This window comes from Paenibacillus sp. FSL H7-0357 (assembly GCF_000758525.1).
Lineage (GTDB): Bacteria > Bacillota > Bacilli > Paenibacillales > Paenibacillaceae > Paenibacillus_AQ.
The window spans coordinates 3,011,584-3,026,985 of the sequence record NZ_CP009241.1 but is presented as its reverse complement, the minus strand read 5'-3'; the positions used below and the strand labels follow the sequence as shown (position 1 = coordinate 3,026,985).

Annotated in this window: 13 protein-coding genes and 1 pseudogene; all 14 read right to left on the bottom strand. The window is 47.6% G+C overall.

What is annotated here, in order from left to right; all coding sequences use genetic code 11:
* Positions 1–142: 142 nt before the first annotated feature.
* The 14 genes and pseudogenes from H70357_RS12960 to H70357_RS12905 all read right to left on the bottom strand — a co-directional run bounded on the left by H70357_RS12960 (position 143) and on the right by H70357_RS12905 (position 15,400).
* Positions 143–892, bottom strand: coding sequence for a class I SAM-dependent methyltransferase (locus H70357_RS12960; RefSeq protein WP_038589853.1), 750 nt, complete (start codon positions 890–892; stop codon positions 143–145).
* Between the two features lie 7 nt (positions 893–899).
* Positions 900–1,652 (bottom strand): class I SAM-dependent methyltransferase, encoded by a 753-nt coding sequence (locus H70357_RS12955; RefSeq protein WP_038589850.1) that lies wholly within the window; start codon positions 1,650–1,652, stop codon positions 900–902.
* The gene (locus H70357_RS12950; protein WP_038589847.1) at positions 1,652–3,331 is read right to left on the bottom strand and encodes a nickel ABC transporter substrate-binding protein; all 1,680 of its coding nucleotides are present in this window, start codon (positions 3,329–3,331) and stop codon (positions 1,652–1,654) included. Before H70357_RS12950 ends, H70357_RS12955 begins: the two co-directional genes overlap by 1 nt.
* Before the next feature lie 58 nt (positions 3,332–3,389).
* The gene (locus H70357_RS12945) at positions 3,390–4,196 is read right to left on the bottom strand and encodes an ATP-binding cassette domain-containing protein (RefSeq protein WP_038589844.1); all 807 of its coding nucleotides are present in this window, start codon (positions 4,194–4,196) and stop codon (positions 3,390–3,392) included.
* A gap of 39 nt (positions 4,197–4,235) precedes the next feature.
* The gene (locus H70357_RS12940; RefSeq protein ID WP_052092002.1) at positions 4,236–5,021 is read right to left on the bottom strand and encodes an ABC transporter ATP-binding protein; all 786 of its coding nucleotides are present in this window, start codon (positions 5,019–5,021) and stop codon (positions 4,236–4,238) included.
* Positions 5,018–5,863, bottom strand: coding sequence for a nickel transporter permease (gene nikC, locus H70357_RS12935; protein WP_052092001.1), 846 nt, complete (start codon positions 5,861–5,863; stop codon positions 5,018–5,020). The genes H70357_RS12940 and nikC overlap by 4 nt, the downstream gene beginning before the upstream one ends.
* 23 nt (positions 5,864–5,886) lie before the next feature.
* Positions 5,887–6,831, bottom strand: a complete 945-nt coding sequence (gene nikB / locus H70357_RS12930; RefSeq protein WP_231578424.1) for a nickel ABC transporter permease — start codon at positions 6,829–6,831, stop codon at positions 5,887–5,889.
* 460 nt (positions 6,832–7,291) lie between these two features.
* Positions 7,292–7,467: pseudogene (locus tag H70357_RS36625) on the bottom strand (SDR family oxidoreductase); the annotation flags it as partial.
* A gap of 170 nt (positions 7,468–7,637) precedes the next feature.
* On the bottom strand, positions 7,638–7,826 hold the full coding sequence (locus H70357_RS35265; protein ID WP_081965792.1) for a DUF3737 family protein: 189 nt from the start codon (positions 7,824–7,826) through the stop codon (positions 7,638–7,640).
* 44 nt (positions 7,827–7,870) lie between these two features.
* Positions 7,871–8,752, bottom strand: coding sequence for a LysR family transcriptional regulator (locus H70357_RS12925; RefSeq protein ID WP_038589841.1), 882 nt, complete (start codon positions 8,750–8,752; stop codon positions 7,871–7,873).
* A gap of 212 nt (positions 8,753–8,964) precedes the next feature.
* Positions 8,965–10,329: an MATE family efflux transporter gene (locus H70357_RS12920; RefSeq protein ID WP_231578423.1), complete on the bottom strand. Its 1,365-nt coding sequence runs from the start codon at positions 10,327–10,329 to the stop codon at positions 8,965–8,967.
* Between the two features lie 425 nt (positions 10,330–10,754).
* On the bottom strand, positions 10,755–12,650 hold the full coding sequence (locus H70357_RS12915; RefSeq protein WP_052092000.1) for an RICIN domain-containing protein: 1,896 nt from the start codon (positions 12,648–12,650) through the stop codon (positions 10,755–10,757).
* Between the two features lie 146 nt (positions 12,651–12,796).
* On the bottom strand, positions 12,797–14,365 hold the full coding sequence (locus H70357_RS12910) for an extracellular solute-binding protein (RefSeq protein ID WP_038589835.1): 1,569 nt from the start codon (positions 14,363–14,365) through the stop codon (positions 12,797–12,799).
* A gap of 99 nt (positions 14,366–14,464) precedes the next feature.
* Positions 14,465–15,400, bottom strand: coding sequence for a carbohydrate ABC transporter permease (locus H70357_RS12905; protein ID WP_052091999.1), 936 nt, complete (start codon positions 15,398–15,400; stop codon positions 14,465–14,467).
* Positions 15,401–15,402: the final 2 nt, after the last annotated feature.

Here is a 15,402-nt window from a genome sequence, read left to right as displayed (position 1 = left end):
TTGTAACTTCAATGGACAACCCTCCAACTTGGACGTTGCCAAGATTGAGCTGAAAGCGAAAATTCCATACAAAAAGCAGCGACTCTCCTTTAGAGAATCGCTGCTTTTTTTCTCATTTCATTATTATTATAGCTGCTCATTATCATTTCTCGGCGCAAATCATGAACATCGGTGTTGAACGGTTCAATACTTGCTGCTTCTCATCCAGTACTTTGGCGTTCAGGTTCTCTTCTGTATATACAGCGGAGAACCCCTCTTCCTTGAGGGTCCGTACATCCCACTCAGGACGCCACTCTCTGGTCAGCGGCAATAAAAGGCTCAGACGGTCAGTCTCCTCGATGTCCTTGTGATGCGGAAGCTCACCAAAGCCCCTGTCTATGTAGGCCTGCTGATCCTCGGCATGCTTCAGCTGCATCTCTTCGTCCCACAGATGACGGTTCCAGTTGGCATCGAAAACCAGCAGCCTTCCCTCCGGCTTGAGTACTCTTCTCCATTCCTTGTACGCTGACTGCGGATCGGCAAGGCTCCAGGTGACATTGCGGCATACGATCAGATCGAAGCTCTCCGCTGCAAAGTCCAGCTTGTGTGAATCCATCTTGCGGAAAGTAACGGTGACACCTTCCCGGCTGGTATGTGCTCTCGCTTCTTCCAGCATATTGTCTGTGCAGTCGACTGCAGTGACCAAATGCCCGGCACTGGAGAGAATCACAGAGAAGAAGCCGGGGCCGCAGCCAATATCAAGAACATGCAGTCTATCCTTCTGCGGTGCTTTCGCCAGGATAAGCTTCAGCCACGCTTCCCGCTGGAATCCGTTCAGTTCCCGCTGAATGCCTTCACTATACAGCTCTGCTTCACCTTCCCAATATGTTTCTACTTCCTGCTGGATACTCATGTATCATTCACTCCTTCTTGGCTATAATCATGAACCGGTTTACATTCTGGTAGCCGTATTTCAAATAATTCAGCGGCATCGCACGGGCAGGAATAAAGTTCCGCTGAACATCTATGCTGCGGAATCCGGCCCGTATCAGCTCTTTCTCATCAGCCTCAGGCCGCAGTACATTAACAAACGGTAGCTCGCTTAGCATACTTTTATCCTGATTACTCCTTTGCCGGATTCTCTTCTCTGTAAGCAGAATCAGTGTCCAAGACAAGGCATACCATAGTCTTCGAAATACAGTCTTGCTCTCGTTATACAAATAATTACCGTCAAAAATAATCAGGGCCCCTCCAGGCTTCAGAATCCGGTACCACTCGGCATAAGCCTTCTGTGGATCGGGCAGCGTCCATACCACATCCCGGCAAACCACTGCATCAAAGCTGTCGTCCAGCTCAGCATGCAAATCCGCAGCATCACCGACATAAGCAGGAACTTTGTATCCAAAATGTTCAAAATTCTGTGAAGCTCTATCGATCATCCCCTGAGATGCATCAACGGCTGTAGGCAGATGTCCCATCTGCGATAAGAGGATGGAGAAAAAACCGGGCCCGGTTCCCACATCCAGCACCTTTTGCCGGGACTTGATTCCCAAGCCTTTAGTAAGCAGCTGCTTCCACAGGTTAATGGTTGTCTTGCTGCGGAATTGGGTCTGTATGACCTTGTCATAACTCTCCGAGCTTGAGGTCCAGTACTTCGAAATTTCTCTCAACATCATTCTCCACCTATATCAAGCTGATTCCAGAAGATTGGCGAGAAGGTGGTATACCCGGCTTTGAACCCTGTTACTCTCTTGTTCACTGCCATGATATCATCGGGGAAGTATATAGCAGCAAACATGGCCTCCTGGTACAGCTTGGTGAAAATAGAGTCATAAGCGCTCTGGCGTTCCTGCAGACCGGTTGTACCTACGGCCGTGTCAATCAGTGATTCCAGTCCAGCATCTGACCAGACCACAGCAGGTGCTTCCTCAGTTTCATGGAACAGAGATAGGAGGAACGCATGCGGATTATATGCATCATCGTAGGTCCGGTACATGATCAGATCATAAGCTTTGGTTGTCCATAAGGCATCGTAATAGGCATTAGGCTCCAGAACCTGAAGATTCACAGCAATCCCAATCTCTTTGAGTTCGGACTGAATCAGCTCACTGATCGATTTCCATTCCGGGAATTCAGCCTGCTGCAGTACAAAGTTCAGCTCAAGCGGCGTACCAGCCTTCTCGACAATTCCATCACCGTTTGAATCACTATAACCTGCATCCGCGAGAAGCTGTTTCGCTTCCTCCGGATCGAAACCGTACCAGGTATTATTGGAGTCCGTCACATACGGAACAGTCAGCGGGAACAACCCTTTAGCTTCACTGCCGATGCCATCCATCAGATCATTGACGATACTTTTTTTGTTAATTGCCAAATTGATGGCTTTGCGCACATTCAGATCCTGAAGAACAGGTGTATTGTAGTTGAAGATCATGAAATGAGAGTTTGTTCCAGGTGCTTTTTGTAAAGTCAGTGACGAAGCCGCTTCGATCACGGGTACACTTTCAACCGGAATCTTACCCATTTGTCCCCCGGCAATGTCTATATCCCCGCTTTGCAGCGCCAGTACTCTGGATTGCGGGTCAGGAATGACCTTCAGAATGATTGTGGACAGCTTCGGCATTTCTCCCCAATAATAGGGATTTCTGACGAGTACGGCTTCCTGATCGGTTGTGAAGCTCTCGGCCATCCATGCCCCGGTTCCAATCGCTTTAATGAATTTGCCGGTAACATCCCCTGCTGGCTCCACCGCTGAAGGGCTGATCATCCGTACTGGTCTTGCAAAGGAAAGCTCAGTCAGGAAGGGATAATAAGCTTTGGTGAAGGTCATGGTAATCGTATGCTCATCCACAACATCAATAGATTGCATCGCTGTAGCCACATTCAACGAATTGGCCGGATCTTTAATCCAGCGTTCAAAGGAGAATTTAACAGCTTCAGCATTAAACTCCGTACCATCTGAGAATTTGACTCCTTGGCGGAGATGAAAAGTATATACTTTTCCATCTTCGGAAATATCCCAGGACTCCGCAAGAGCCGGCAGGATTTCGCCCTTTTCTCCGTACTCCACCAATCCGTCATATATCATCGCATGCACATTCATCGAGCCCTTATAGGCACCGGCGTCCAGCTGATCCATACCGGCATCAGCCGATATAGCAACAGTGATTACCTTGTCCTGAGCGTTGGCTGCTTGTGCGGCTTCATTATTGGCAGTGTTATTCGAACCAGCCGTTGGAGTGCTGCTATTATTGTTGCTGTTGCTGCAGCCTGATGTCACCATAATTACCGCAAGAAGCATTAAGAATAATAGTTGTGTTAATAAGCTGTTTGTCTTTGAATTCGTTCTCATTCCCAGTACTCCCCTTCTCCATTTAACATCATCAGAACGGCTGTAGTGCCAAGCTTTGCTAGACTTTCTTTCTTAACCTGGGGTCCTGCACTGGTACTGATGACAGCAATGTTCGTGTATAAGGGTGGCTCCCTTGCTGCATGATATGCACACCCGATTGCTTCTCCACAATTCCCCCTTGATACATCACAGCCACACTGTCACACAAACGGCTTACAACGGACAAGTCATGTGTAATGAAAACATAGGATAACCCCAGCCCATGCTTCAACTCCTGCAGCAGATCCATCATTTGCTTCCGCAAGGTAACATCCAGACTCGAGAAGGGTTCATCACATACAATCAGCTCCGGACGCAGCGCGATCGCTCTGGCGATCCCAACCCTCTGCTGCTGGCCGCCACTGAGTTCATGCGGATAGCGGCGGATATGCCGCTGCTCCAGACCCACAAGATCGAGTGTATCTGCTACCACTTCCCTGAGGTTTTCGGCCTTGCCCGCTCCGTAGTTTCGCAGCGGCTCGCCGATAATCTGCTCTACCGTAAACAAAGGGTTGAAGGAAGCGAGACTATTCTGAAACACCATCTGCATATTGCTGCGGATCATACGCATCTTGCTGTGGCTCCAATCCGTATAATCCGTGCTTCGGTACAGAACCCTTCCGGAGGACGGTTTCTCCAATCCCAGCAGAATTCTGGCCAAAGTGCTTTTACCACACCCGCTTTCACCCACGAGTCCCAGGCTTTCACCGGCCTCAAGACTGAGTGACAGATTGTTCACGGCTTGAACACTCTTGGCCTTATGCGTGAACCACCCCCTTTCTGCACTATACCTTTTGTTCAGGCTTACCGCTTCCAACAGCTTCATAGCTCCCACCTCCTTTGTGTTTATGCGTTATTACAGTTGTTATCTGCATTCCATCAAATACTTAGTATATGGATGCACTGGATTCGAAAAGAGTTCAAACACATTTCCCGATTCCACGATCTTCCCGGACTTCATCACATATACATAATCTGCGAGCTCAGCTACAACGCCGAGGTCATGTGTGATCAGCAAGATGCCGACATGGTTCTCCCATCTAATTCTGTCCAGCTCTTTGAGAATCTGGGCTTGAATGGTTACATCCAATGCTGTTGTAGGCTCATCTGCAATAAGCAGGCGTGCACCGGAAACCAGTGCGATGGCGATCATTACCCGCTGACACATGCCACCGCTGATCTGAAAAGGATATTTATTGAAAAGCCGCTCAGGTTCGGCCAAGCCTGCTTGCTGCATCTGCCTCAAGGCAAGCGCCTTAGCTTCTTTTCCCGATACCCGCTTGTGCAGCATAATCGTCTCCATAAGCTGCCTGCCAATAGTCAGCACCGGATTCAGCGCATTCATGGGATCTTGAAAGATAACAGCCATTTCTGTTCCCCGGAGCTTCCTCAACTGGCGGCTGGAGCACTCCAGTAGGTTGTTGCATCCCAGCCGGATTTCTCCGCTCTCAATAATGCCTGGCGGATCTACTAATCCTAAGATGGACATTGCCGTAACACTTTTGCCGCTGCCGCTCTCACCGACGAGTGCTACAATTTGCTGCGGCTTCACTTCGATGCTGACATCATCCACAGCCGTAACTTTTCGACTCCCTGTATGGAAGCTGGTACATAAATGACTGACTTTCAGCAGTGCAGGTCCTTCCATCATCTTCTGAATCCCCACTTCCCTATAGTACCGAAATCATGCTCTGACCGGCGCAAGCCCTCCCCCAGCAGATTAAAGCCCAGGACAGCAAGCATTATTGCCAGTCCGGGGAACAGCATTAGCCGCGGCTGCGTCTGAATGTAGGCGCGGCTGTCGTTCAGCATAATCCCCCATTCCGGTGTTGGCGGCTGGGCTCCCAAACCCAGAAAAGACAAACCTGCAATCGAGAGCATAATTGTACCCACCTCCATAGAAGCAAGAACCAGAATGGGTCGGGCAGCGTTCAGCAGGATATGCCTGAGTACGATTTGCAGATGGGGAGTGCCTGACGCTTTGGCTGCCAGAATATATCCACTTTCCTTAATTTCAAGCACCATGCTGCGGATCACCCTGGCGTACCCCGTCCACCACACTGCGGCAAATGCGATTAACAGGTTCTTCATACTGGGTCCCAGCATGGCTGCAATAGCAAGGGATAGAATCAGGCTCGGAAAGGCAAGCAGGATGTCGATGATCCGCATCATCAAGTGATCGAGCTTTCCGCCAACGTAACCGGCAAGAAGACCAACCGGAATGCTGATCGCAAAAACAACGATCAGCACTATGAATGAATAATACAGGGATGTCCGGGTTCCATAGATCAACCGGGATAAGACACAGCGTCCCAGATGATCGGTACCGAGCGGGTATTGCCAGGAAGGCATGCTCAATTTGTGTTCCATGTGAATCTGCAGCGGATCGGAGGGTGACAGCCAGGGGGCGAAGAGTCCTATACAAATGAATAAGAGCACTATGCCCGCTCCCAACCGGGCTCCTGTATTCTTAAATAAGCTAATACGAAACATGACAAGCGGCTCCTTCTACAGCTTCACCGCAGCCTGATTCGAGGATCCAGCAGCAGATGCAGCAGATCCACTGCCAGGTTAATCAGGACAACGACAACAGCCATCAATAATACATAACCCTGAATGACAACATAGTCCTTCCCAAAAATAGCCTCGATGGCATATTTACCGATTCCCGGCCAGGAAAATATAGTTTCAACAATAACAGAGCCGCCGAGCAGCCCGGCTATGTTAACACCAAGGAGGGTAAGACTTGGAAGAAGCGCATTGCGGAGTGCATGACCTGTGATAATCCTCCATTCCTGCAGTCCCTTGGCTCTGGCTGCCGTGATGTACGGCTTGCCCAGAACGTTCAGCAGACTGGAACGAATCAAACGGATATAGACTCCTGCCATACCAAAGCCTAGTGTAAATGCAGGCAGAATTACACTGGCAGCCCCCTCCATTCCCGTAACAGGAAACAGTTTAAGCTTCACTGCACCATAATAAATCAGGAGCAGGCTAAGCCAATACCCTGGCATTGAAACACTGAGCAGTGCGACTACTCTGCCCAGCCGATCGGGCAGTCTCCCCGGATACAGTGCTGAGCCCACTCCAAGAGGCAGGGCAATAAGAATTGCAGCCAATAAGGAACAGGCGCTGAGCAGCATTGTGGCCGGAAAACGATCCATTAGCTCCGTGAACACGGGACGGCTGCTGCTGTAAGATATCCCTAAATCGAGATGGAGCACCCGGTACAACCAATGGAAGTACTGCATATGTATAGGACCGTCCAGACCAAGGATATGCCTGGTCGCTTCAATAGCTTCACGTGTAGGCTTAATGCCGTCAACACGCAGCATAATCTCCGCCGGATCACCTGGCGTTAAGTGCATCAGCGCAAAGGTAATGAAAGAGATGCCTAACAGCACGGGGATCATCTGCAGCAAACGCTGCAACAGATAACGAATGATGGCATTCAACTCCAAATTATTAATCGTAATTATTACGATTATATCACAATAATTTTGAATTAGTAGTCTTAAAAATATTTATTTCATGTTTATCCATAATAATTACGATTATGACAAGTCTACTAATTTGGTAAATCCCCCGACTCCTGCCGAAGAAACGCCTGCTCTCCACGATTCGTAGAATCAAAAGGAACAATATAAAAAAATAAGACCTATACCAAGAACAATCTTTATATAACCCACGTTGGCACGATTCTATACTCTGTACCAATAGCGCTAATGATCCTAGCACGCTTCAACAAGCAGATAAGACAATGTCTGAAGTGAAGTTAATCCGGAGTAGGGCTGCAAGCACAGCTCCGGAGGATGCCCCTAAAAGTCCGGGCATTAATAACGTTTTCCCAAGTCCATTATGCAGGTCGAATAAATTTGCTGGATTTATAGTTACCTTAAGACCATTTGCCTGTTAATACCTAATGATATGACCTGATTTACGTTCTCTCATCGACGGGAGTACCGCAGCAATCGCATATAGACCACTTTGTTGTTGACGTCAATCATCTGCTCCCATTCCTCATTTTTTTAAAAAAACATGAAGGCTTGCGGCATGATACCCGCATTATTAACTAATACATCAATCTGCCCAAACTCTATTTCGTTTTTAAAAGTAGTTTTAGACGCTTGATTATCCTTAAATGTACCTACTCCGTCTATTTAATGAGGGTAGAACATTTTCTTTCAAGAACGGATTCTCCAAAAAGCTTTGCCCTCCTATCGAGTACTGATGGTCCTTATATACCAACTCGTTTACGAGAACATTTCTACACCACACCTGTACAAAACAAAATCCATTCTTTTTGAACACCTTCACTATTCATCCCAAAGTAATCTCCTCTTGCAGACACATGCTTCAAGTTTACATCTTTGCAATTCCATAATGTCTCTAGCGCGTTTGACAGAGCTACATTAGTGAGGTGGATATAGCTTGCACGCCGAAATATGTATACCAAATTCCCGAATGAGCCATTTCTAAATACTTATAATCAATGCCTTTTCATGCTTTTTTGTTATCCCTTATATATTGAATAAACAGCTCAGTTGCGGCACTGAAGATTTGTGACTTTTTCCATGCAAATACATGTCCAGTGGTAAGCAGTGGTGTGAAAGGAATAAACCGAGTATTTTTGCTGCCGCGAATTTCATGAGCGCCTTCGACACAAATGGCATAACCCAACTTTTCCTCAACCAATAGCGATGCATTCGTCAGTAAATTATGGGTAGCAAATATCTGGAGTTCTTCTTCTGAAATACCAAACCAGCTGGACAGTTCGTTTCTAACAATCATTCTTCTGGGTGGAATAAGAGGCAGCTTTATCACTTCTTCTATCCCGATTGAATCTCTTTGTGCTAGAAGATCGTCCTCACGCATTACAATCCCCCACTTTTCCAAGGTTGGCAAATGAATATAGTTATATTTTGCGGTTTCAATCGGTTCTAGTAGTATCCCAATATCAATGATACCCTTATCAAGCTTCTCGCGAATATCATCTCCGTCCGCACTATATAGGTCATATCGAACAAGCGGATAACGATTGGAAAACTCCCTTAGCACCTCTGCAAGCATACGTGAGGCATTAGTTTCTACACATCCAATAGACACTGTTCCCCCAACAGAATCTTTCTGATGGGTAAATTCATGCGTGGTCTTGCTAACTAAGGAAACGATTTCGTTAGCTCTTTGCTGAAACAGAATCCCCTCAGTTGTTAAAGTGATTTTTTTATTCCCTCGGATAAATAAGGTAACACCTAGCTCTTCTTCCAACTGCTTGAGTTGGCGGCTTAAATTGGGCTGTGAAACATGAAGAACCTCAGCTGCTTTGGTAATACTTCCTTCTCTAGCTACAGTTAAATAGTAATTTATTACTCTCAATTCCACCACGAACCCTCCTAAAGGCAGGATAGTTTAATAAAATGATATTAATCCACACTTCTACGGGAGAAACACCAAAGCTAAGTGCGGCCGGACGCATGTATTTAAGCTGGTCAATTCCTTGACAGCCGATTAAAGTGGGGCAGTCTCCAATAAATTGGATTCATACCCTGGAAACAGTTTTTCAAGATACTCTTTTGCGGCTTCTGTAGTTTTCATTAACTACATCTCCTTATAGTATGGAATTTTGTCCATTTCCCGTTTACATATCGCCAGACAAAGATGATTCCTTTTACTAACCAATCGCAGTATATGGCGATCCATGTTGCAAACATATCCATGTGGAACCAATATACAAATGCATAAGCAAGTGCAATACGACAGAATATCATCGTTAGCATACTAATTTTCATAGGGTAGGTTGCATCCCCTGAAGCACGGAAGACAACTGGCAATGTATTGCCAAGAGGCCATATTAGCATCATTACAATGGCATGGCTCCATACGATTTTGGTCGTCAAAAGAGTTGCTGCTTCTGATAAGTCATAAGCATTCAAAATAGCCGGTAACAGCAACAAGATGACGATCGAGCTAATGATCTGTGCGATATAGATAATGAGGATAATTTTCTTCGTATAATATCTGGCCTGCTCATAATCATTGGCACCTGCACATCTGGCCACGATGACCGTCAAACCCAACCCTATGGCCATTCCGGGGAGCGCCTGAAACGACACAATCGTGCCCCCGACTGAATTGGCAGCTATTGCAGCTGTTCCGAAGGTAGATACAAGACTCAGTACCAGAAGCCTTCCGAAATAAAACATGCCATTTTCTAAACCAAAGGGTACGCCGATCGCCAATATGCGCTTGATCATTCCCAAATCAAATTTGTGCCGGAATGTCTTTTGTAGATATAAGATATTTTTAGGGTTGAATGCGAGAAAGATAATCATACCTGCAGCCCCAAGTCTCGAAGCTAATGTGGAAATTGCAATACCTGAAGTACCCATGTCAAAGAGATAAACAAATAATACATTTCCTACGACATTCAAAATATTCATATAAAGCATGATCTTCATGGGTAGCTTTGAATTTCCCATCGTACGAAAAATGACAGCACCTGCATTATAAAGTGCCAGAGCAGGAATGGATAACGCTACAATCATCAGATAGGTATTAGCATGTCCGTATACCTCTTCACTAATCTGACCAAAAAGTCCATGTAAAATGAAATTTTTCATCAAGTATATTAGTAACATGACGATTAACCCTAAGCAGCCCAGTAACCATATTAATTGATTGCAGACTTTTCGTGCTTCATTCTCTTGCTTGTTTCCAAGGAACTGCCCGGCAATCACAGCACCACCAGTAGCAAGCGCGGCAAAGATACTGATTAGCAAGGCCATGACAAACTCCACCAATGATACGCCGGATACTGCCGCTTCACTAACAGCTGCGATCATTATAGAGCTTATTAGGCCAACTGAAAATTCTAAGAATTGCTCAACAATTAGAGGAATAAACAGCTTGCTTAAGTCTTTATTGGAAAATAACTTATGGTTCACTAGTGCTGTATTCAAAGTCACACTCCTCATTTATTGAAACTGTTATATGGAATGCACTTATCGTCTGATTGCATCGCTAATTAGCTTGATTTTAAATCAACAGCTTCTCCATAGCTAATACTTATAATTAATGCCTTGTCATGCTTTTTTGTTAGAGAGTAATTTGATGGGCCTTTCACCAAATTTGTTAAATTCTTAAAATAAACATTCATATTCTATCTAAATGTGGCAGTCCAGATATCAAATTAGAGGATTCCACAGAAACAGCGCATCAGTTTCTTATGCGCTGTTTCTTAATATACATATGGGTAGTTAGACAGATTTCAAATAAATGTAAAATAGCCTGCGGCAGTTTCTGCCACAAGCTATTTAATGTTGATAGTTATATTTTTTTGACTACTTCATAAACGTCCCTCACCATATACGGAGGGTAGCAAACCTTACGGGGCCACAAAAAAGAATAGCTGATTGTCCGCTCCGGTATAGGACCACTGCTGGATCTTGGTCCCGTTCATGGTTGAAGCACCTGGAATATCCAGCACTTTGCCGCTGTGCTTATTCACCACCTTATAATAACCCCCGCCTACCGCTTCAAGCTTCCACTGCTGATTATTTCCTCCCGTACCGGTAAGCGCCCACTGCTGAACGCCCGCACCGTCCGTGGTGGAGCCGTTTATCACATCCAGGGCTTTGCCGCTGGCTGTGTTAACGATATTGACATACCCGCTTCCTGCATCGCTGATCGTCCACCGCTGGTTATTTCCGCCTGTATACTCCCATTGCTGGACAAGCGCTCCATCCGCAGTAGAAACATCAGTCACATCCAGGGCCATTTCACTTGTTTTGCTCAAGATCTTATAGGTGCCGCCGGTCACCGGGGCCGAGGTGGACGACCATTTGAATGTGATCGCGCCCCCGGCAGGAACCGTGTACGTGAATGACTGGGAATTCCACTGAATCTTGACGGTCTTAGCACTGGAGAGCCGGTTGGACAGCACAAGTGCAATGGTGCCGTCCGGATTTTTATAGGCTACGTCCTCCATGCTGTCCTGAAACGTGTTCGAATCAATGCGGGACGCATTGAGGTCGACAAATTTGCTGCTGTGTCCCAGACCGTAAAATTGCGGGTTGTAGGTCACTGAGTCCGTAGTGTCAGAGCGGATGGTCAGCAGGCCGCGGTTGGCAGTATCAATTCCGGCGAGCGCGGGGCCACCATTCTGATCCAGCGCGACATTCCACATGAGATAGGACTTTGCCCAGTTTCTGGGGAAGCGGATCATATGCATCATCAGATCCTGGAACATTCCCATGTTCGTGCCGCCGCCAATCCACGTTCCGCTGCCGCCTTCCGTGAACCAGATCCGTTTGGTCGGATACTGGTTATGCAGCGTGGTCAGGTTGGAATGGCTAAGGGCCGAATAATAATGAAAAGCACTGCCCTGTGTATAGGCAGATGCGCTAGACCCCAGCACTGACGAGGCATAGCTGATATCGTCATAGTTGTGGTCATAGGCCATAATTTGAGTGTTAAGTCCGTTATGTGCCAGCTTCGGGCCCAGCACATTGATCAGATTGCTTTGTTCACTGGCAGACATTAGCAGTCCGGGATAGTGTGGGGCAAATTTCGGTTCATTCTGCAGGGAGAGGGCATAGACAGGCGTTCCAAGTGCAGCATACTGCTGCAGATATTTCACCAGATAATTGGCATAGGCATCATAGCTATCGGTACGTAGAGTGCCGCCCGTATCGCCGTAGAGGCTTTTTTGCGTCTTCATCCAGGCCGGAGGACTCCACGGGGCGGCGAACAGCTTGATCCGGCCCGGATTAACGTTGTAGGCCTGATTAAGCATAGGGCGGATATAGGCTTCATCCCTCCAGAGCGAGAAAGCGCTCAGGTTCATATCATCACTGTTCCCGTTCGTATCATCATAGGTCCACATTTCCCAGTTGAAGTCACTCGCGCCGATCGGCTGGCGGAGGGCGCTGATGTTGATGCCGCTGGCGCTGAACAGCTGATTCATGACCTCGGTTCTTTTGGCTGCAGACAGTTTGTTTTGCAGCAGCCAGCTGGATGAATCTGTGAGTGAAGCTCCAAAACCGTCCATCGTCTGATACGTGCTTCCTTCATTGACAGCAATCATATAGTCGGCACCTGCGCTGGATGCAGAGAACCTGACATCCGATTGTCTTGCCAACCAAGTATTTGTGTTGGGATTGGACAGCCATACCTGTACGTTTTCACCTGCAGCCTGCGCCTGCTGCGGTGAGGACACCGCCCCCATAGGCACGGAAATAGCCAGAACAACTGCCAGAGTCAGCATTTTTTTGATTGCCATAACAGTTCACTCTCCCTGAATAATATGAACTTCTCAAAATGCCCTTATAGTGCTAACAGTTTTGATGACTTGACCCTTTCTTCTCTGAATATGAACTGGAACAGCGGCGAAATTGCCTCCGCCGCTGTTCCTCATCATTCCAAGTTTTATTTAATTCCTTTTTCGTCAAAATACTGATTCGATTGTTCCTGCACATAAGCCAGGAGTTTTTCGACCCCGGCTTTTTTCAGCTTGTCGCGATAGGTCTTGAGTGCAGCGTCCACATCAGGTATCAGCCCGAGCATCAGCGGCTTGCCGTATTGCTCAAACACCTGGTTGACCGCTGCAAGCTCAGTTTTGACCGGATCATAATCCATATAAATGGGTCCAAAAATATCCGGTTTGCTGATTGCATTGAATTCTACCTTCAGCTTATCGAGGCCGTCCCAGCCTCCTTCTTCTTTCAGCATGTTGGGCTCATAGCGCCAGCCCCAGCTTGCGATATCGAAACGCGGCGTCACATTAAGATCGACACCCGGTGCCGGAATGACAATCGTTTTGGCGTCCTTGCCCTTGGCCCAGTGCTTGCCTTCGATCCCGTAGGTCATCAGATCAAAGTAAACAGGGTCGTTGCGAAGCTTATCAAGCACCATCAGCGAGCGCTCCGGATTCTCCGAGCTCTTCGGAACAGCCATCGCGTTCGAGCTTGGCAGCGTCGGCATTACATAATTGTGGAACCGGGTGAACGGGAAGTAGCCGATGTCCATATTCAGTTTTTTTGCCTTCACCTCATTAATAAAGCCTCCGGCGCTGGACGGGTTGCGCCAGTAGATCGCTCCTTGTCCGGTCTTGATGAAATCGCCGGCTTCCTGCTTCGAGGACAGCGAATTTTTGTTCCAGTAGCCCTTGTCTGCCCACTCCTTCATCTTCTTGACCCAAGCTTCGTACTTGTCGGTAAACGGTACGATTTGAATGTCCCGCGGAGTATCGTAAGAATTGGCCGCGATCACCTCACTTCCGCCAATCATCCGGAAATCATTCCAGTATTCGGATAGGAACTTCACGTTATCATAGACCAAGCCATTGATCGGGGTAACATGCTTCTTCGTCTTCACGGCATCCATGTAAGCCTCAATCGAATTCAGGTCGGTGAACTCCGGCAGGCCCAATTCCTTGCGCCAGTCCTCCCGGTAGACGTAGCCGGCTGGCGTGTATTCCGGAACCGTATTCGGCACCGCGTAAATACCGCCGCCGACCGTGACGGAGCCCCAGTCATCCTTCGGCACATTGCCCCAGGTTACCGGCGCATATTCAGGGAGCAGCTTCGTCAGATCCAGGAACGCCCCCTGCTTGGACAGCTTGTAGAAATCTGCCCAGCTCGATGCGAAGATCATGTCGATCTTCTCACCGGAGGTTAACAGCAGATTATATTTAGTCTGCCAGTCGTTCCAGGTGGTAAACTTGAGATCGACCGTAGTGTTCAAATCTTTTTCCAGCATTTTGTTCCATTCGTCCATCACCTTGTCCATATCCTTATGCGTATCGCCAACCAGATACCAGGTCAGCTTTACCTTTTTTGCTGTAGCCTCATTTGCCGATGGGCTGGCATTGCCTCCGGACGTATCCGGATTGTTCTTTTCCGCCGCACCGTTATTCGATCCGCCACAGCCTGCCAGCAGCGATGCCAGCATGGAGAGCGAGACGAGCAGCGTCCATCTTTTTTTGATTTTCCCCAACTTGATTCCTCCTCAATTAATGTGCTAAATGCTTCGAGCCTGTCTGACCTTGCCCTTTATTACTTATAAAAAAATACTATGTTAGCCGGCAAGCCGGTTCTAACCTTTGACCGCTCCAACAGTAAGCCCTTTCACGAAGTAGCGCTGAACGAAAGGATATAGCAGGATAATTGGCCCTGTCGCCACTACAGCAACGGCCATTTTAAGTGTTTCTGTCGGCGGCACGACATTAGCAGCCAAGTAGGCCCCGTTATTCGTCCGCAGCACCGCTGCGCTGGACAGGATTTTATAGAGCAGGAATTGCAGCGGATATTTACTATCCGTTGTAATGAACATATTGGCATTGAACCAATCGTTCCAGTAGCCGAGTGCGAGAAACAGTCCGATTGTGGCGAGTCCCGGCGTCGACAGCGGCAGAATCAGCCTCTGGTAGATTTTGAAATCACCTGCGCCATCAATTTTGGCGGACTCTACAATGGATTCAGGGATCGACTTCATGAAGCTGCGCATCAGGATAATGTTCCAGGCACTCAGCAGCGGAGGCAGAATCAGCGCCCAATAGCTGTCTTTGAGCCCCAGATTTTTGGTCATGAGAATATACCAGGGAATCAGGCCGCCGCTGAACAGCGTTGTGAAGTAAATAAAGAACGAAATGCCGTTGCGCATCGCGAAATCCTTGCGGGAGAGGACATACCCGGCCATCGAGGTCAGGAAAATACCCAGCAGCGAGCCGGCGACGGTCACACCGATCGTTACACCATAAGCCCGGTATATTTGCTCCGGCGTACTGAATAAGGACTTATACGCCTCGAACGAGACCGTGTCCGGGAACAATTGAAAGCCTTTTGAAATAATCTCCAGCTCATCGGTAAAAGAACCGGCGACGATCAGCCAGAAGGGGATGAGACAGATCAGGGAAACGAATGTCAACAGCGTGTAGCCGATGATATTAAAAACGATGGTTTCCTTGTCCTGCTTGATCCGGCTGCCCTTGAAGGCATCCGCTTTGGCCAGTTGTTTGACTTGGGTACTCATGC